Annotated in this window: 17 protein-coding genes; 10 read left to right on the top strand and 7 right to left on the bottom strand. The window is 60.8% G+C overall.

Going from position 1 to position 16,947, the window contains the following annotated elements; all coding sequences use genetic code 11:
- The first annotated feature begins 4 nt into the window (after positions 1-4).
- Positions 5-907, top strand: coding sequence for a patatin-like phospholipase family protein (locus C5750_RS20480; RefSeq protein WP_105736227.1), 903 nt, complete (start codon positions 5-7; stop codon positions 905-907).
- Positions 908-951: 44 nt separating this feature from the next.
- Here C5750_RS20480 and C5750_RS26645 read toward each other — a convergent pair whose 3' ends face one another.
- Together C5750_RS26645 and C5750_RS20475 are read right to left on the bottom strand one after the other, a co-directional pair.
- On the bottom strand, positions 952-1,125 hold the full coding sequence (locus C5750_RS26645) for a hypothetical protein (RefSeq protein WP_158531267.1): 174 nt from the start codon (positions 1,123-1,125) through the stop codon (positions 952-954).
- Positions 1,126-1,206: 81 nt separating this feature from the next.
- Entirely contained in the window at positions 1,207-3,027 is a 1,821-nt protein-coding gene (locus tag C5750_RS20475) for a monovalent cation:proton antiporter-2 (CPA2) family protein (RefSeq protein ID WP_105736225.1), read from the bottom strand.
- Between the two features lie 143 nt (positions 3,028-3,170).
- Between C5750_RS20475 and C5750_RS20470 the strand changes: the two genes are divergently transcribed.
- The 6 genes from C5750_RS20470 to lpxK are packed head-to-tail and all read left to right on the top strand — an operon-like array spanning position 3,171 to position 8,755.
- Positions 3,171-4,514, top strand: a complete 1,344-nt coding sequence (locus C5750_RS20470; RefSeq protein ID WP_105736728.1) for a TldD/PmbA family protein — start codon at positions 3,171-3,173, stop codon at positions 4,512-4,514.
- The gene (locus C5750_RS20465; protein WP_105736223.1) at positions 4,501-5,310 is read left to right on the top strand and encodes a 3'(2'),5'-bisphosphate nucleotidase CysQ; all 810 of its coding nucleotides are present in this window, start codon (positions 4,501-4,503) and stop codon (positions 5,308-5,310) included. Before C5750_RS20470 ends, C5750_RS20465 begins: the two co-directional genes overlap by 14 nt.
- 45 nt (positions 5,311-5,355) lie before the next feature.
- Complete coding sequence (locus C5750_RS20460; RefSeq protein WP_105736221.1) at positions 5,356-5,604, top strand: DUF4170 domain-containing protein; 249 nt, start codon at positions 5,356-5,358, stop codon at positions 5,602-5,604.
- A gap of 30 nt (positions 5,605-5,634) precedes the next feature.
- On the top strand, positions 5,635-6,408 hold the full coding sequence (locus tag C5750_RS20455) for a lysophospholipid acyltransferase family protein (protein WP_105736219.1): 774 nt from the start codon (positions 5,635-5,637) through the stop codon (positions 6,406-6,408).
- Positions 6,405-7,727 (top strand): lipid IV(A) 3-deoxy-D-manno-octulosonic acid transferase, encoded by a 1,323-nt coding sequence (gene waaA, locus C5750_RS20450; RefSeq protein ID WP_105736217.1) that lies wholly within the window; start codon positions 6,405-6,407, stop codon positions 7,725-7,727. Before C5750_RS20455 ends, waaA begins: the two co-directional genes overlap by 4 nt.
- Positions 7,724-8,755, top strand: coding sequence for a tetraacyldisaccharide 4'-kinase (lpxK, locus tag C5750_RS20445; protein WP_105736215.1), 1,032 nt, complete (start codon positions 7,724-7,726; stop codon positions 8,753-8,755). Before waaA ends, lpxK begins: the two co-directional genes overlap by 4 nt.
- On the opposite strand, the gene C5750_RS20440 is transcribed toward lpxK, so the two are convergent.
- From C5750_RS20440 to mutL, 3 genes are all read right to left on the bottom strand, one after another.
- On the bottom strand, positions 8,750-9,205 hold the full coding sequence (locus C5750_RS20440; protein WP_105736213.1) for a hypothetical protein: 456 nt from the start codon (positions 9,203-9,205) through the stop codon (positions 8,750-8,752). The genes lpxK and C5750_RS20440 overlap by 6 nt on opposite strands.
- A 3-nt stretch (positions 9,206-9,208) precedes the next feature.
- Entirely contained in the window at positions 9,209-9,445 is a 237-nt protein-coding gene (locus C5750_RS20435) for a DUF2093 domain-containing protein (RefSeq protein ID WP_105736211.1), read from the bottom strand.
- A gap of 66 nt (positions 9,446-9,511) precedes the next feature.
- On the bottom strand, positions 9,512-11,371 hold the full coding sequence (mutL, locus tag C5750_RS20430; RefSeq protein WP_105736726.1) for a DNA mismatch repair endonuclease MutL: 1,860 nt from the start codon (positions 11,369-11,371) through the stop codon (positions 9,512-9,514).
- A gap of 140 nt (positions 11,372-11,511) precedes the next feature.
- Between mutL and C5750_RS20425 the strand changes: the two genes are divergently transcribed.
- Positions 11,512-12,702 (top strand): acyl-CoA dehydrogenase, encoded by a 1,191-nt coding sequence (locus C5750_RS20425; RefSeq protein WP_105736209.1) that lies wholly within the window; start codon positions 11,512-11,514, stop codon positions 12,700-12,702.
- Positions 12,703-12,704: 2 nt separating this feature from the next.
- The gene (locus C5750_RS20420; protein WP_105736207.1) at positions 12,705-13,556 is read left to right on the top strand and encodes an MBL fold metallo-hydrolase; all 852 of its coding nucleotides are present in this window, start codon (positions 12,705-12,707) and stop codon (positions 13,554-13,556) included.
- Here the strand turns inward: C5750_RS20420 and C5750_RS20415 are convergent.
- Together C5750_RS20415 and C5750_RS20410 are read right to left on the bottom strand one after the other, a co-directional pair.
- On the bottom strand, positions 13,543-14,841 hold the full coding sequence (locus C5750_RS20415) for an aspartate aminotransferase type Ic (RefSeq protein ID WP_105736205.1): 1,299 nt from the start codon (positions 14,839-14,841) through the stop codon (positions 13,543-13,545). The two genes, C5750_RS20420 and C5750_RS20415, sit on opposite strands and share 14 nt — an antisense overlap.
- 76 nt (positions 14,842-14,917) lie before the next feature.
- Positions 14,918-15,256, bottom strand: coding sequence for a protein tyrosine phosphatase family protein (locus C5750_RS20410; RefSeq protein WP_105736203.1), 339 nt, complete (start codon positions 15,254-15,256; stop codon positions 14,918-14,920).
- 315 nt (positions 15,257-15,571) lie between these two features.
- On the opposite strand from C5750_RS20410, the gene urtA reads away from it, so the two are divergent.
- On the top strand, positions 15,572-16,876 hold the full coding sequence (gene urtA, locus C5750_RS20405; RefSeq protein WP_105736201.1) for an urea ABC transporter substrate-binding protein: 1,305 nt from the start codon (positions 15,572-15,574) through the stop codon (positions 16,874-16,876).
- The last annotated feature ends 71 nt before the right edge of the window (positions 16,877-16,947 follow it).

Raw genomic sequence — 16,947 nt, 5'->3', positions numbered from 1 at the left:
TGTCATGAGCGCACGCGATCTCGAAAGTGTTTCCGGTTCTGCGGGAACCAGCGTTGTCAGCAGTTCACCAAGCTTTGCCATTGCCTTTGGCGGCGGCGGGGCGAGGGGGCTTGCGCATATCAATGTCATCGAGGCGCTGGATGAGCTTGGCATCAGGCCGGTGGCCATTTCCGGTTCCTCCATCGGTGCCATCATGGGTGCGGGCATGGCGGCCGGCATGTCCGGCCGGGATATTCGCGACTATGCGGTGGCAACATTGTCGCGGCGCGCCGAAATCGCCGCGCGGCTCTGGCGCCTGCGCCCGGCAACCTTCGGCGAAATGTTCGGCGGTGGCATCCGCTTCAGCCAGTTCAATATTGAAAAGCTGCTCAAGACCTTCCTGCCCGAACAGATACCCGATACGTTCGAGGAACTGCCCATCCCGCTCAGCGTCACCGCAACGGATTTTTACGGCCAGCGGGAAATTCCCATCCACGAGGGTGATCTTTTCAACGCCATAGCGGCTTCCGCTGCCATCCCGGCGCTGTTCCGGCCGGTGCGCCGCGACGACCGTGTGCTGATCGACGGCGGGATCTACAATCCCGTGCCCTTCGATCATTTGAAGGACAAGGCCCAGTTCGTGATCGGCATCGATGTTGTCGGCGGCCCGGAGGGCGATGGCCGCAAGTTTCCGTCGTCGATTGATGCGATGTTCGGTGCCAGCCAGCTGATGATGCAGTCGATCATCGCGACGCGGTTGCGGACCGATCCGCCGGCGATCTTCCTGCGTCCCAGCGTTGCCCGCTTTGGCGTGCTGGATTTTCTGCGGGTTGAACAGGTGCTGCGCGAGTCAATCGGCATCAAGGACGAATTGAAGCGCGCCGTTGATGCCGCCATTGCCTATACGGAACATGCCGAACAGGAATAGCAGCCTATGTTCCGGAGATGGCCGGTTTCGTCGGCCACGTCCATTTACAGAAACGACATGACCTCAAGATAGACGGCCCACCAGAAGATCATCCCGAACGCCGCCATGCCATACCACAGCAGCGCCATGGCGAGACGGTTGCGCTTTTCGGTTCGAAACAACCCGCGATGCAGGGCGGGGTCCGGTGTAGGGGCGACTGCGATTGCGAATGTGACCATGATAAATGAGCCTTGCTGACTGTGCGTTCGTTGCTTTCTAGCAGGATCAGCGCGTCATCAGAATCCGTAGTCTTACCGATCTCACTCCGCCGGTTCGGGATCGGGAAGCATTTCTTCCGTATCGATGCGCTTGGATTCGCGCGTTGGCTTGATCAGCGGCTCCGGCGTCACCGGGCGGGTCAGCAGCAGGTCATTGCCTGCCATCAACCCTTCGGACGCCTGGATGTGCAGCCGGTCCTCGTCACGGCGGCGGATGTCTTCCATGATCTCGTAGGCCACATCTTCGCTGGTTCCGAGCTCTTCAAGCGTGCGGCGGCCGAACAGCAAGCCTGATTCAAAGGTCTCGCGCAATTCGTACTGTACGCCGCGGGCGCGCAGTTTCAGCGTGTGCCCCCGGTCATAGGAACGCACGAACAGCTTGATATCGGGATATTCCGACTGGATAAGCTCGACGATCCGGTCGGTGGTCTCTTTCTTGTGCGTACAGATGGCAACGATTTTCGCCTGGCGGATACCGGCGGCCTCCAGCACTTCCTTGCGCGTGCCGTCACCGAAATAGATGCGGAAGCCGAATTTCGAGGCAGCGCGGATGCGGTCGGCCGAAGCGTCGATCAGCGTGACGCTGGTGCCGCCCGCCAAAAGGATCTGCGCGGCGATCTGTCCGTAGCGGGAAAAGCCGATCATCAGCACGTCGGCACCGGCGGCTCCGTCGAAATCCTCGTCGATCTGTTCTTCCGCATGGGCGGCAACAAGGAAGCGGTTGCCGAGAGCGACCGATAGCGGCATGACGGCCATGGACAGTGTGACCACCGCGATCATCTCCGATGCCGTCGAGGTGCTGAGCAATCCGGCAGCGGCCGCCGTGGTGAACAGGACGAAGCCGAACTCACCGCCCTGGGGCAGAAAGAAAGCGATGCGGACCGCATCATTGTGATTGCACCGGAACAGCCGCGCCAGGATGTAGACGACAAGCGCCTTCACCGCCATGAACACGGGAACGGCGAGAAGAATCGCCTCCCAGTCGGCAAGGATGACCTTGAGGTCAATCGACAGTCCGACGGCCATGAAGAACAGGCCGAGGAAAATACCGCGGAACGGTTCAATGTCCGCTTCCAGCTCGTGCCGGTAGGACGATTCGGCCAGAAGGACGCCGGCAATGAACGCGCCCATGGCCATGGACAGCCCGGCAAACTGCATCAAAAGCGCGGCGCCGAGCACGACGAACAGGGCGGCGGCAATCATCACCTCGCGCGCGCCGGTATTGGCGATGAACCGGAACAGCGGATTGAGGAGATAGCGGCCCACCGCAACGATGGCGCCGATGCAGACGATGGCGATGAGGAATTTACCAAGCGGGTCCGCCTGATGCTGGGCGGAACCGGGTGCAAGCACGGGAATCATGGCCAGCAGGGGAACGATCGCCAGATCCTGAAACAACAGGATGGCGAAGGAAGTCTGCCCGTGCGGCATATTGGTTTCGCCGCGCTCTTCCAATATCTGCATGGCGAATGCCGTGGACGAGAGCGCGAGGCCGAAGCCGATGACCAGAGCCGCCTGCCAATTGACGAGATGGAAGGCGAGGATAAGCCCGGTCAATGCCGCGCCGGAGACGATGACCTGCGCCGCGCCGAGGCCGAAAATCGCATGGCGCATGTTCCACAGGCGCGTGGGTTTCAATTCGAGGCCGATCACGAACAGCAGGAAAACTACACCCAGTTCGGAAAAATGCAGAACCTGCTCGCCATCGGTGATGAGGTTGGCCAGCGGCCCGATCAGCAGGCCCGCGGCGAGATAACCGAGCACGGTTCCAAGCCCGAGCCGTTTGAACAACGGGGCGGCAATGATCGCCCCGGCCAGCAGGGCCAGGGCCTGAAAGTAGAGATTGCCGCTTTGTGAAAGCATGAGCCTGACCCAGTCTGTTGCGAATGTTACCAGTGTTTGCCTTGATAGACCCCAATTTGCACCATATAGGAGGCAGTGCATTGTCTGATCATTGGTCAGATATGTCCTTGCATCCTATCATGCAATCAACTCTAGGGATGAATATGATCGAACCGGCCAATTCCCGCGAATTCGTTGACAATGCCGCTGCGCTTGTCGAAGCCGCACGCCGGGCCGGAGCCGACGCCGCCGATGCGGTTGTCGTGCGTTCGCGGTCCACGGGTGTCAGCGTCAGGCTTGGCAAGGTCGAGGCGACCGAATCTTCGGAAAGTGACGATTTCTCCCTGCGCGTCTTTGTTGGCAGGAAAGTGGCAAGCATATCGGCGACCGCCGGTTCCGATCCGAAAATTCTGGCCGAGCGTGCCGTGGCCATGGCCAGGGTTTCGCCGGATGATGCCTTTGAAGGCCTGGCCGATCCGGCCAATCTGGTGCGCGATATCCGTGACCTCGACCTTTTTGATCCGACGGTTGTCGCCGCCGCGCGGCTGACCGAGGATGCACTGGCTGCGGAAGCGGCGGCTCTTGGCGTGGAAGGCATCACCAATTCCGGCGGCGCATCGGCTTCCGCCGGGCTTGGCGGCATGGTGCTGGTCACATCGGGCGGCTTCGTTGGCCATTACATGGGCTCGCGCTTTTCCCGGTCGGTCAGCGCCATCGCGGGCACCGGTACCGCAATGGAACGCGACTACGATTTTTCCTCGCGCCAGCATTTCGATGCACTCGAGGACCCGGCGGCCATCGGCCGTTCCGCCGCCGCGCGCGCGGTCAAGCGCCTGGGTGCCCGGCAGGCCAAGACCGGCGTGGTCAATGTGGTTTACGATCCGCGCGTGGCCCGCGGCATCGCGTCCCATCTTTCCAGCGCCATCAATGGCGCGTCGGTTGCGCGCAAGACCAGTTTTCTGAAAGACCGTATGGGCCAGAAGATTCTCGCGGACAGCATCAACGTCATGGATGATCCGCTGCGCATCCGCGGCTCGTCCTCGCGGCCCTTCGACGGCGAAGGAATTGAAGGCCAGGCACTGACCATGGTCGAGAACGGTGTTTTGAAGCACTGGTTCCTGTCCACGTCCACAGCCAAGGAATTGGGGCTGAGCACCAATGGCCGGGGCGTGCGTTCGGGGTCGACGGTTGTTCCATCGTCCAGCAATTTTGCCATCGAGCCGGGGGATGAAACGCCCGAAGCCCTGATCCGCGCCGTCGGCAACGGCTTCTATGTCACGGAGCTTTTTGGCCAGGGCGTCGATATGATCACGGGACAGTACAGCCGCGGCGCCTCCGGTTACTGGATTGAAAATGGCGAGCTGGCCTATCCCGTCAGTGAAGTCACGCTTGCGTCCAATCTGAAGGATATGTTCCTGAACATGGTCGCGGCGAACGATATTGACCGTAATTTTGGCGTTGCCAGTCCGACACTCCTGATTGAAGGCATGACTCTTGCCGGCAAGTGAAAAAAATCGCGATGATCTTGCCCTGATCCGAGAAGCGGCGGAAGGTGCCGGGCGTATTGCCCTGTCCTATTTCCGCCAGGACCCGCAGGTCTGGATGAAGACCGGCAATTCACCGGTGACCGAGGCCGACCTTGCCGCGGACAAATACCTGAAGGACATGCTTCTGACCGCCCGGCCTGATTATGGCTGGATTTCCGAGGAAACCCTCGATGACCGCGCGGCAACACCGCGCCGGCGCTTTTTCGTCGTCGATCCCATCGACGGCACGCGCGCCTTCATCGAAGGAACGGATGTCTGGTGTGTCAGTGTGGCGGTTATCGAGGATGGCCGCCCGGTGGCGGGCGTGCTGGAATGTCCGGCGCGCGGCCAGACGATCACAGCGCTCCCAGGGCAAGGGGCTGAACAGAACGGCGCGGCCATTCATGTCAGCACCAGCGGCGTTCCGTTCAAGGTGGCGGGGCCGGGGCCTTTCCTCAAGAAGCTGCCTGACCATTTCCAGCAATCCATGATCGCTGCGCCCTACATCGCCTCGCTGGCCTATCGCATCGCCATGGTGGCCCGGGGTGACATTGCCGGGACCTTTGTCCGGCCGAATTCCCATGACTGGGATCTGGCGGCCGCCGATCTCATTCTTGCGGAGGCGGGCGGTCACGTGCTGACGGCGAACGGCAAGCCGCTGACCTATGGTTTGCGCAACAACGAGACGGGTGACTATCGCCATGGTGCGCTTGTCGCTGCCAGCGGTTTATTGATGGACAACATGTTGGACGTTGTCGCCGAAACCGCCTTCGGCTAAACAGACTTAAATTTTAACGATTGATCACTGAACGGATGGGCGACCATGAGCGAAAATACAGCAGAACCGAAGCAGTTGCTTCACCTGGTTTTTGGCGGCGAACTGAAGAAGCTCGGCGGTGTTGAATTCCGCGATCTGGAAAAGCTGGATATCGTCGGCATCTATCCGAATTTCGAAACGGCACAGCGTGCCTGGAAATCCAAGGCCCAGCAGACGGTCGACAATGCCCATATGCGCTATTTCATCGTGCACATGCACAAATTGCTCGATCCCGATACGGGCAAGGCAAGCTGACCGGTTCTCCGGTCACGCATTGACGACGGCATGATTGATAACAGCACAGCAACCGCCAAGGCGCCCCGCAAGAAGAACGGGGTGCTGAAACGGTTTTGGCGCTCCATCCGGGGGCCGCTGGCAAAGTCGCGTTTTGTCCGCTTCCTGGTGGTCTGGCTGATTACCCAGTTTTTCCGGCTGGTGAATGCCACCAACCCGCGTCTGCCCGGCTCGTCCGATCTGGAGGATATGAAGCGGGGCGGTGAGCCGTTCATTGCCGTGGCCTGGCATGGCCAGCATCTGATGGCGCCCTTCCTGATGCCGCGCGGCGTGCGCTTCGCCGCCATGTTCTCCAAGAGCAAGGATGCGGAACTCAACGCACGGGTAGCTGAACGGTTCGGTGTGGAGATCATCCGCGGTTCCGGCGGGCGGGAGCCTACAAAAAGCATTGAAAAGGGTGGGGTAAGGGCCTTGCTCGCCCTGAAAAAGGCATTGAAGGACGGTAAGACGGCGGCAATGATTGCTGATATTCCCCATGGGACACCCCGCGATTCCGGTCAGGGTGTCATTCTCCTTGCCAAACTGTCGGGCCGCCCGATCATTCCCATCTGCTATATGACATCGCGCAGGAAAATTCTCGAGAAGAGCTGGGATAAGACAACCATTCCCTTGCCATTCGGCAGGTCAGGGTTGATTGTCGGCGACCCGATCTTTGTCCCCGAGGATGCTGATGATGCAATGCTTGAAGCCAAGCGTGTCGAATTGACCGCCAGCCTGAACGCCAATACGGCACGGGTGCAGGCGCTTGTGGATGGCCGGGCATGAGCGAACGGTGGGCGCGCATTGTCCTGAGTACCTATCGCTGGGTGGGTGCCATGGTCTTTCCGGCGGTCGGTGCCTATGTCGCCTTCCGCGCCAGCAAGGGCAAGGAAGAACGCGGGCGTCAGGGCGAGCGTTATGGCGTGGCCAGTGTCGCGCGGCCGGCAGGACCGCTGGTTTGGGTCCATGCGGCGAGCGTCGGTGAAACCTCCGCCGTCACGCCGCTGGTCGAGACCATCGTTGACATGGGAATCAATGTCGTTCTCACCACCGGGACCGTGACATCGGCCAAGATGGTGCAGGAGCGTTTGGGTGACCGGGTCATCCATCAATATGTGCCGCTCGATCTGAAACCGGCGGTTGACCGGTTCCTCAGTCATTGGCAGCCTGATCTTGCTGTGATCTGCGAGTCCGAGATCTGGCCCATGACCATTCTTGAACTGGGGCTGCGGCGGGTGCCGCAGGTTCTGGTCAATGGCCGCCTGTCCGACAAATCCTTTGCGGCCTGGCAGAAACGGCCGTCCATCGCCGAAGCGCTGTTTGAAAATCTCGCCCACGTGGTGGCCCAGTCCGATATTGACGGCGAACGGTTCCGCGCGCTCGGTGCTCGTCCGGTCACGGTATCGGGCAACCTGAAAGTCGATACGGCAATCCCGCCGGTCGTGGAGTCGGAACTTGAGGCTCTGCAGAGGCAGATCGGCAAGCGCAAGACCTGGGCTGCCATTTCCACCCACCAGGGTGAGGAAGACGTCGTTGCGCAGGTCCATCACATGCTGAAGGTCCGGCATCGCGACCTTCTGACCATTATCGTGCCGCGTCATCCCGACCGTGCGCCGGCAATTGCCGAAGACATCGAAAAGCTCGGCATGAAGGTGGCACTGCGCAGCCGCGGCGATGTCATCGCGCCGGATACCGACATCTATCTCGGCGATACGATCGGCGAGATGGGCCTGTATCTGCGGCTGACGGAAATCGCTTTTGTCGGACGGTCTCTCATGGCGCAGGGTGGCCAGAATCCGCTGGAGCCCGCCATGTTGAAGACGGCGATCCTTTCGGGCCGCAACGTGCAGAATTTCCGCGATTCCTACCAGCGCCTGATCAAGAACGGGGCGGCCAAGCTCATCCGCGACAAGGACATGCTGGCTGGGGCGGTCAACTATCTCTTCAACAATCCGGCTGAACGCCAGGTCATGATCGATGCGGGAACGAAGACGGTCGAAGACATGCGCGGTTCGCTTGATCTGACCATGACGGCGCTCGAGCCCTTCATCCAGCCCCTGGTGCTGAAGGCGCGATTGAACGCCCGTGAAGGTGGCTGGAAATGACCAGCGAAGCGCCTCCATTCTGGTGGGAAAAGCCGGATTGGCGCGCGCGGGCCCTCAGCCCCCTGTCGATGATATACGGTATGGTCGCCCGACGGCGCATGCGCCGCGCCAAGCCGCCTGCCGTTCCGGTGCCGGTTTTGTGCATCGGTAATTTCACCGTCGGAGGTGCGGGCAAGACACCGGCGTCCATTGCCTTTGCGCAGGCCGCGGTTGCCGCAGGTCTGAAACCCGGCATTGTCTCGCGCGGCTATGGCGGCGCCTTCTCCGGACTGCACCGGGTCGATCCCGATCATGACAGTGCCCGGCATGTCGGCGATGAACCCATGCTGCTTGCCCGCCATGCGCCGGTGGTTGTATGCGCCGACCGCTTTGCCGGGGCCACTGCACTGCAAGCGGCGGGATGCGATTTCATCATCATGGATGACGGGTTCCAGAGTGCCCGCCTGCATTTCGACTATGCGCTGATGGTCGTCGATGCGGGGCGGGGTATCGGCAATGGCCATGTCATTCCCGGCGGCCCGCTGCGTGCGCCGCTGACGGATCAGCTGGTGCGCACCGATGCCCTGCTCAAGATCGGATCGGCCAATGGCGCCGACCATCTCGTGAGGAACGCTGCACGCGCCGCCAAGCCGGTATATGAAGCCACGCTTCAACCCAAGGCGGTGCTCGGCGTCGCTGATAAACCGCTGCTTGCCTTTGCCGGCATCGGCGATCCCGCGAAATTCTTCCGCACGCTGGAAGAGGCGGGGGGCGTGATCACTGAGGCGCGCCCCTTTCCGGATCACCATCCCTATACGGACGAGGAGATCGCCGAACTCGTCAGAAGCGCCGATGCGGAAGGTTTGACCCTGATCACTACGGCGAAGGATCATGTTCGCCTGCTCGATGGCAGTGAAATCGCCAGGCAGTTCGCCGCGAGAACGCAGGTGCTGGATGTGGAGCTGGTCTTTGCTCACCCGCAGACCGCATCGCGTATCATCGGCGAAACCCGGGAAAGAGCGCGCCTGCGTTTTATTCGCCGCTCATAGCCCGCGACGGAAGTTGCGTATGCGTGGCGGCGTTTCGCCCATGGGGATATCCATGGAGCGGCCGGTTGTCTGGCTGTATTGCCGGTCATTTGCAAAGAGGATTCGTCCCGGCGTACCGATCTGCACGGACAAGGCGACCTTTGGTGCTGATTTCGCCGCCGGTATCTCAATCTCATAGGCAATGGGGAAATAGCCGCTGCGGCCCAGCGTGAAGCTTGTCTCGCCGATCACCGGCATGGGTTTGGAGTTGCCGTTGGTCGCGTCATAGGCGGTGATGTAAACGACGGAGCTTGGTGAAAGCCGTGCCAGCGGCGATCCGCGCAGATAACCCTTGATCGTCTTGGTCGGTCCGCTATAGGCCGGTTCGCGTTTGGCGCCCACCGTGGTGCAGCCGCCGCCCAGAAGCGCGATCGCGGCAAGGGCCAGAAGCGTGGACCGGCGACTGATCACCGGTCAGGCCTTGCTGCGCTGGCGCAGCGACGGGTTCATTGCAAGCTCGCGCTCAAGCGAAATCGTTGCATCCGCATAGGCTTCCTGGCGGGCAACGCTCCAATACCGCAGTTCATCCAGCGCAATCTTTTCCGACGTCACGGCGCAGAGCACGTAAGAGCCCGGCGACAGCACCTGAAAGTCGCCGTCGAGGTAGCGTATCTTGGCTTCGCGCGAGCCGGGGCCTTCAAACCTGTTCATTGTCCGGTGGTTTCCAATTCTTTTCGTCAGCTCATTTAGGCGGCAGATGCCCTGCGGGTCAAGACGTCAGCGCCTGCCGAACAACCGCTCGATATCCGTGAGCTTCAATTCGATATAGGTGGGCCGGCCATGATTGCACGTGCCTGAGCCGGGCGTGTCTTCCATCTGGCGCAGCAGCGCATTCATCTCGTCCGGTTTCAGCCGCCGGCCGGAGCGCACGGAGCCATGGCAGGCCATCGTGGCGGCAACATGATCGAGAATGGCTTTCAGACCGTCGGATGTATCGTGTTCGGCAATCTCGTCGGCAAGGTCGCGGATGAGTTGCTGCACGTCGATCTCGCCCAGCATGGACGGGGTTTCCCGCACGGCAACCGCACCGGGGCCGAAGGCTTCGACCCCGAGGCCGAAACGCGACAGGGTTTCCGCATGGGCCACAAGCCGTTCCACATCCTCTTCCGGCAGATCGACGATCTCGGGAATGAGCAGCATCTGCGCGGGCAGGGGTCTTGAATGCAGCGCCGTCTTCAATGCCTCGTAGACAAGCCGCTCATGTGCCGCGTGCTGGTCGACGATGATGAGGCTGTCTTCCGTCTGCGAGACGATGTAATTGGCATGTATCTGCGCGCGTGCGGCGCCGAGCGGCGCAGCCAGCAGCGCGTGCGGCGCCTCCGCAGTGCTTGCCCGCGTATCGGTGGCCAGCACTTCCGCTTCAGCCAGGAAGCTGCGTACCGGTTCCGAGAAACCGTTGCTTGTATAGGATGGTGCCGGGTCGGGTGTGATGGGGCGAAAGGCAGACTGCTGGGTTGTATAGTTCTGGTTGACCGACGGGGCGCCTTGCCAGTGCTGTGCCGGTTGGGCCGGACGCAAAGGCTCCGCTCCGCCGAGCCGGAAGGACTGCAGCATGGCCTCCGCCCCGCTGGTGGCGGCGCGGATGCCGGACTGGCCAAGCGCCTGACGGATCGCGCCGACGATCAGTCCGCGCACGAGGCCCGGATCGCGGAAGCGCACATCGGCCTTCGCCGGGTGCACGTTGACGTCAACCAGCGCCGGATCGAGGTTGAGGAACAGCACCACGACCGGGTGCCGGTCGCGCGAGATCACATCCGCATAGGCGCCGCGGATGGCGCCCCATATCTGCTTGTCGCGCACCGGCCGTCCATTGACATAGGCAAACTGGTGCAGGCTGTTGGCGCGGTTGAAAGCGGGTATCCCGGCAAATCCGGTCAGGCGTACCCCGTCGCGCTCCGCATCGATGGCAAGCGCGTTCTCCGGGAATTCCCTGCCGAGAACCTGTGAAATCCGCTCCAGCATGCCGGCCGAGCCGACACCCGTCGCCGCAAGCTCGAGCGGCGTGCGGTCGCTGCCCGCCAGGGAAAAGCGGATATGCGGGAAGGCAATGGCAACCCGCTTGACGATATCGCTGATGGCCGAAGCTTCGGCCCGGTCCGTCTTCATGAATTTGAGACGCGCGGGCGTGGCAAAGAACAGGTCGCGCACCTCAGCAATCGTGCCGTTGTTCATCGCCGCCGGACGCGGGCCGTCCATATGACCGCCATGCACGCTGATCTCGAAACCGGAATCGGCCTGTGCCGTGCGGGATTTGACCGATAGCCGCGATACTGAGCCGATGGAGGGCAGGGCCTCGCCGCGGAAACCCAGCGCCCGGATGTCGTGCACGTCATCCGTCAGCTTGGACGTGCAATGACGCGAAACAGCCAGTGTCAGTTCATCCGAAGGGATACCTGAGCCATTGTCGGTGATGCGGATGAGGTTCTTGCCGCCGCCCGCCGTCACCACTTCGATGCGGGTGGCCCCGGCATCGATGGCGTTTTCGACAAGCTCTTTCACCACGCTCGCAGGGCGTTCGATGACTTCACCCGCTGCGATCTGGTTGATGATGGTTTCGGTGAGCTGTTTGATGGCCATGCCATACATATAGGGGATTCGTCCCGCGACGGAAATTGGTCGCGGCCAAAGCACACCGGAATATATTTTAAGCCAAAACTATCTGGCCATCGACGCGATTTTGGTGCTAGGTCTGGGAAAAGCATTATGGAGGAAATTACATGGCGCATTCCAAAGCTTCCTTTGTCTGGACGGATCCGTTTCTGCTGGAAGATCAGTTGACCGAAGACGAACGGATGATCCGGGACAGTGCGCGGGCTTTCGCGCAGGGAGAGCTGGCACCGCGTATCGAGGAAGCCTATCTTGAAGAAAAGACCGATCCGGCGCTTTTCCGCATGATGGGCGAGGCTGGACTTCTCGGCGTCACCCTGCCGGAAGAGTATGGCACCGCCGGTGCGTCCTATGTCGCCTATGGTCTGGTTGCGCGCGAAGTCGAGCGTGTCGACAGTGGCTATCGCTCGATGATGAGCGTGCAGTCCTCGCTGGTCATGTATCCGATCTACGCCTATGGCTCGGAAGAACAGCGCAGGAAATATCTGCCGAAACTGGCATCGGGCGAGTGGATCGGCTGCTTCGGCCTGACCGAGCCGGATGCGGGTTCCGATCCGGCCGGGATGAAGACCCGCGCCGAAAAGGTTGCCGACGGCTACCGGATTTCCGGCTCGAAAATGTGGATTTCCAATTCGCCCATCGCCGATGTCTTCGTGATCTGGGCCAAGTCCGATGCGCATGACGGCCAGATTCGCGGCTTCGTGCTCGAGAAGGGCATGAAAGGTCTTTCCGCTCCGAAAATCGGCGGCAAGCTGTCCTTGCGCGCCTCGATCACCGGTGAAGTTGTCATGGACGGCGTTGTCGTTGGCGAAGAGCACCTTCTGCCCAATGTTGCGGGCCTCAAGGGGCCGTTCGGCTGCTTGAACCGTGCCCGTTACGGCATTTCCTGGGGCGTGATGGGCGCGGCGGAAGATTGCTGGCAGCGCACGGTGCAATATGGCCTCGACCGCAAGCAGTTTGGCAAGCCGCTGGCGGCCACGCAGCTGTTCCAGAAGAAATTCGCTGACATGCAGACGGAAATCACGCTCGGCCTGCAGGCCAGCCTGCGGGTTGGCCGCCTGATGGACGAAGACCGGATGGCGCCGGAGATGATCAGTCTGGTCAAGCGCAACAATTGCGGCAAGGCGCTGGATATCGCCCGTGTCGCCCGTGACATGCATGGCGGCAACGGCATCCAGATCGGCTATCACGTCATGCGCCATGCGCAGAACCTTGAAACGGTCAACACCTATGAGGGCACGCATGATGTGCACGCGCTCATTCTCGGGCGCGCCCAGACCGGCATCCAGGCATTCTTCTAGGAATGACCGACAGGCTCGTCCTGCTTGGAACCAAGGGTGGCCCGGCAATCCGTCCGGGCGGCCCATCGCCGACATCGACGCTGCTGGACATATCAGGACGGCGGATCGTCATCGACTGCGGTCTTGGCGTCGCCCGCGCGCTGGTCAATGCCGATGTGCCGCTCAAGGATCTGGATATGATCCTGATCACGCACCTGCATTCCGACCATGTGCTCGAACTCGGCCCGCTCATGCATACAGCCTGGACATCTGGCCTTGCCCGCAAGGTCACGGTCTATGGTCCGGCCGGAATTGAAGACTACTGGTCAGGTTTCCTGCAATCCATGCGTTACGATATCGATCTGCGCATCGAGGACGAGGGCCGCCCCGATCTGCGCGACCTTGTCGAGCTGAAGGTTTATGCCGATGGTTTGGTCCATCGGGACGCGGAACTGACGATCACCGCCTTGCGTGTCGATCATCCGCCGGTTGTCGATTGCTTTGCGCTCAAGATCGAAGCGTCAGGCAAATCCATCGTCTTTTCGGCCGATACGGCCTATTTCCCGCCGCTGGCCGGTTTTGCCCGGGGCAGTGATATCCTCGTGCATGAAGCGATGCTGGCGGAAGGCGTGGACCGTCTCGTCGCGCGGACGGGCAACGGCGCACGCCTGAAAGACCATCTTCTCGCCAGCCACACGCTGGTTGAAGATGCCGCGCGGATCGCGGTGGCAGCCGAAGTGAAGCACCTCGTGCTGCACCACCTCATTCCTGCCGACGATCCGCAATTCGGCGAAGCCGACTGGCTGGAAGCCCTGCATGGCAAGTGGGATGGCCCATTGACCATCGGCCGTGATGGTCTGGTCATACCGCTTTAGAGCCATTCCTGTCCGAATGCAGTTTTTCCAGTGCCGCCAGCAGAATGCACAGCGCAATACCTTCAGACGCCAGTGCCACTTCCTGCAGGGAAGGGAATGTCGGTGCCAGCCGCAATGTGCGGTCGTGCGGGTCCTTGCCGTGCGGTGAGGTCGATCCGGCTGGCGTCAGGATGACACCGGCCTGTTTGGCCAGTTCGACCACATGCTTGGCAGTGCCTTCCATCGCATCGACGCAGATGAAATAGCCGCCCTGCGGCTTCGACCACTCGGCGACGCCCGTACCGGCGAGGCGCTTTTCCAGGGCATCATTGACCATGTCGAATTTCGGCGCGATCAGGGCGCGGTGGGCCGCCATGTGCTTGCGTATGCCGTCCTCGTTCTTGAGAAACCGCACGTGACGCAGCTGGTTCAGCTTGTCCGGTCCGATGGTCCGCTTGCTGGCACTGGCAAGATACCAGCGCACATTGGCAGGTGACGAGGCGAAGAAGGCAAGGCCGGCACCGGCCAGCGTCACTTTCGAGGTGGAGGCGAAGACAAAGGCCCGGTCGGGATGTCCGGCCTTCTCGCACAGGTCGAGAATATCGGGGATCTGGTGCTCGGTCCCGGTGAGATGATGCACCGCATAGGCATTGTCCCAGAACAGGCGGAAATCCGGAGCGCCGGTTTTCATCGCGGCAAGGCGTTCGATCACCGCGTCGGAATAGGTCTCGCCCGACGGGTTGGAGTATTTCGGCACGCACCACATGCCCTTGACGTTTGGATCGGCCGCGAGTTGCTCGACCATGTCCATATCGGGTCCATCACCCTTGAGCGGTACGGGAAGCATGCGGATGCCGTATTCCTCCAGAATGGAGAAATGCCGGTCATAGCCGGGCACCGGGCAGATGAAAGCCGGGGCTTCCGCCTTCTGCCATGGTTCGGTGCCGCCGGGAACGCCCTTGACCCAGGCCCAGAGCAGACAGTCGTGCATCAGTGCCAGGCTGGAATTGTCGCCGACAACGATCCGGTCAGGCGATGTGCCGAGCGTCGGCGCGAACAACGTGCGCACCTCCGCCAATCCCTGCAGATTGCCGTAGTTGCGGGCGTCTTCACCGGCCTCGCTGAAATGGTCGCCATTGCCGGGCAGGGTCAGCATGCCGTTGGCGAGCGCCAATTGCTCCGGGCTGGGTTTGCCGCGGGTCATGTCGATTTTCAGCCCGCGGGCGCGAAAGGCCTCGTATTCAGTCAAAATCTTTTGGCGCAGGGCGGCGAAATCGTCGCTGTTCAGATCGGCAATACGGCTCATGGGAAGGTCAGCTCTGTTGTCTATACGCTTGGGGGGGGGTAAGACGGCTGCGGGGGCCGCAGCCGTTCTTGCATGGTCAGCCTTTCTGCTGCTGAACAATGCCGTAAATATTGGTCGAGCGGGCACCGGAGCGGCAATAGGCCAGCACCGGCCCATCCGCTTCTTCCAGCGCGGCGGCCATTGCGTCGACATCGTCCTGGGTCAGCTGGCCCGAGACAACCGGAACGTAGTAAATCGGGATGCCTGCCTTTTCGGCAACCTTGGCGATTTCGGCAAATTCCGGCTGATCCGGCGATTCGCCATCGGGGCGGTTGCAGATCAGGGTGTGATAGCCTGCCGCAGCAATATCGCGTACATCGTCCGGTGAAATCTGCCCGGTCACGGCGAAGCCTTCGTCAATCTGACGGATATCCATTTTCTTTCCTCGAGAATGTGATTGGTGGCAGCACCATACATCAAACCAAGTCCAATGCCACATCAAAGCCGATTGATCGGAGCCGCAAATTGCAGGGTGTTGCTCCATAAATAGGCATATAAGACTAATTGATAATAATATAGGCATTCTCCCGCCGCCAAGGCAGTCACTGCTTCATCGGTGCCCAGTGCAAACGCCGTAATCCGCGGCCAAAACCCAAGATTTTACGATTGTATTGCGCGGTGCTCTCCGGTTGGCACGGTCGTTGCATTGTATTCCCTCGGTACAAACAACCACAAAGAGGGGTTTACCTGAATGTTCAGTCTGACAGCCAGATTCATTGGAACCTTCGCCGCCGCCGCAATGGGAGCGACGCTGGCCCTTGCGCCGGCCAAAGCGGCGGAGGATACGATCAAGGTCGGTATTCTGCATTCGTTGTCCGGTACGATGGCGATTTCCGAAACCACGCTCAAGGACACGATGCTGTTCCTCATTGACGAGCAGAACAAGAAAGGCGGGGTTCTCGGCAAGAAGCTCGAGGCCGTTGTTGTCGATCCGGCATCGGATTGGCCGCTGTTTGCGGAAAAAGCCCGTCAGTTGATCGAACAGGACAAGGTCGCGGCGGTTTTCGGCTGCTGGACATCGTCGTCACGCAAATCCGTGCTTCCGGTTTTCGAAGAATTGAACTCGCTGCTGTTCTACCCCGTTCAGTATGAAGGCGAGGAAAGCTCGCGCAACGTCTTCTATACGGGTGCCGCGCCGAACCAGCAGGCCATTCCCGCCGTTGATTATCTCGCCAAGCAGGAAGGCGTGGAGCGCTGGGTTCTCGCCGGTACGGACTACGTCTATCCGCAGACCACCAACAAGATCCTGAAAGCCTACCTCAACGCCAAGGGCGTGAAGGATGAGGACATCATGATCAACTACACACCGTTCGGTCATTCCGACTGGCAGACGATTGTGTCCGACATCAAGAAGTTCGGCTCCGCCGGCAAGAAGACCGCAGTGGTCTCCACCATCAACGGCGATGCCAATGTGCCGTTCTACAAGGAACTCGCCAACCAGGGCATCAAGGCCGAAGACATTCCGGTTGTTGCCTTCTCGGTGGGCGAGGAAGAACTGGCGGGTCTCGACACCAAGCCGCTGGTTGGCCATCTCGCCGCCTGGAACTACTTCGAATCCGTCGATTCCGATGCCAATGCCGAGTTCATCAAGAAATGGCATGCCTATATCAAGAACGACAAGCGGGTGACCAACGATCCGATGGAAGCAACATTCATCGGTTTCAACATGTGGGTGAAGGCCGTCGAAGCCGCTGGCACCACCAAATCGGATGCCGTCATCGATTCGATCGTCGGCGTCTCTGTCCCGAACCTCTCCGGCGGTTACGCGGCGATGATGCCGAACCATCACATCACCAAGCCGGTCCTCATCGGCGAAGTGCAGGCCGATGGCCAGTTCGACATCGTCTACAGGACGCCGGGCCTCGTCGTCGGCGATGAATGGTCGGACTATCTGCCGGGTTCGAAGGACCTGATTTCCGATTGGCGCAAGCCGCTGTCGTGCGGCAATTTCAACGTTGTCACCGGCAAGTGCGGCGGCGCGACCAAGACGAACTAAGCATTAAAATCAGGCTCCGGCTTCGGGTCGGGGGCGACAACGCCGAAGCCAACTCCATCCCCGTCTCATGG

Source organism: Phyllobacterium myrsinacearum, from assembly GCF_002980555.1.
Lineage (GTDB): Bacteria > Pseudomonadota > Alphaproteobacteria > Rhizobiales > Rhizobiaceae > Phyllobacterium > Phyllobacterium myrsinacearum.
Note: the sequence above shows the minus strand (reverse complement) of the source record. Positions and strands in the feature narration are given on the sequence as shown.

Excerpts from the sequence above, each read along its gene's own strand:
- C5750_RS20435 (WP_105736211.1), bottom strand. The coding sequence starts at position 9,445 with ATGAACAGGTTTGAAGGCCCCGGCTCGCGCGAAGCCAAGATACGCTAC.
- C5750_RS20475 (WP_105736225.1), bottom strand. The coding sequence starts at position 3,027 with ATGCTTTCACAAAGCGGCAATCTCTACTTTCAGGCCCTGGCCCTGCTG.
- C5750_RS20480 (WP_105736227.1), top strand. The coding sequence starts at position 5 with ATGAGCGCACGCGATCTCGAAAGTGTTTCCGGTTCTGCGGGAACCAGC.
- C5750_RS20420 (WP_105736207.1), top strand. The coding sequence starts at position 12,705 with ATGACCGACAGGCTCGTCCTGCTTGGAACCAAGGGTGGCCCGGCAATC.
- C5750_RS20460 (WP_105736221.1), top strand. The coding sequence starts at position 5,356 with ATGAGCGAAAATACAGCAGAACCGAAGCAGTTGCTTCACCTGGTTTTT.
- C5750_RS20410 (WP_105736203.1), bottom strand. The coding sequence starts at position 15,256 with ATGGATATCCGTCAGATTGACGAAGGCTTCGCCGTGACCGGGCAGATT.
- urtA (WP_105736201.1), top strand. The coding sequence starts at position 15,572 with ATGTTCAGTCTGACAGCCAGATTCATTGGAACCTTCGCCGCCGCCGCA.
- C5750_RS20425 (WP_105736209.1), top strand. The coding sequence starts at position 11,512 with ATGGCGCATTCCAAAGCTTCCTTTGTCTGGACGGATCCGTTTCTGCTG.
- C5750_RS20470 (WP_105736728.1), top strand. The coding sequence starts at position 3,171 with ATGATCGAACCGGCCAATTCCCGCGAATTCGTTGACAATGCCGCTGCG.
- mutL (WP_105736726.1), bottom strand. The coding sequence starts at position 11,371 with ATGGCCATCAAACAGCTCACCGAAACCATCATCAACCAGATCGCAGCG.
- waaA (WP_105736217.1), top strand. The coding sequence starts at position 6,405 with ATGAGCGAACGGTGGGCGCGCATTGTCCTGAGTACCTATCGCTGGGTG.
- C5750_RS20415 (WP_105736205.1), bottom strand. The coding sequence starts at position 14,841 with ATGAGCCGTATTGCCGATCTGAACAGCGACGATTTCGCCGCCCTGCGC.
- C5750_RS26645 (WP_158531267.1), bottom strand. The coding sequence starts at position 1,125 with ATGGTCACATTCGCAATCGCAGTCGCCCCTACACCGGACCCCGCCCTG.
- lpxK (WP_105736215.1), top strand. The coding sequence starts at position 7,724 with ATGACCAGCGAAGCGCCTCCATTCTGGTGGGAAAAGCCGGATTGGCGC.
- C5750_RS20455 (WP_105736219.1), top strand. The coding sequence starts at position 5,635 with ATGATTGATAACAGCACAGCAACCGCCAAGGCGCCCCGCAAGAAGAAC.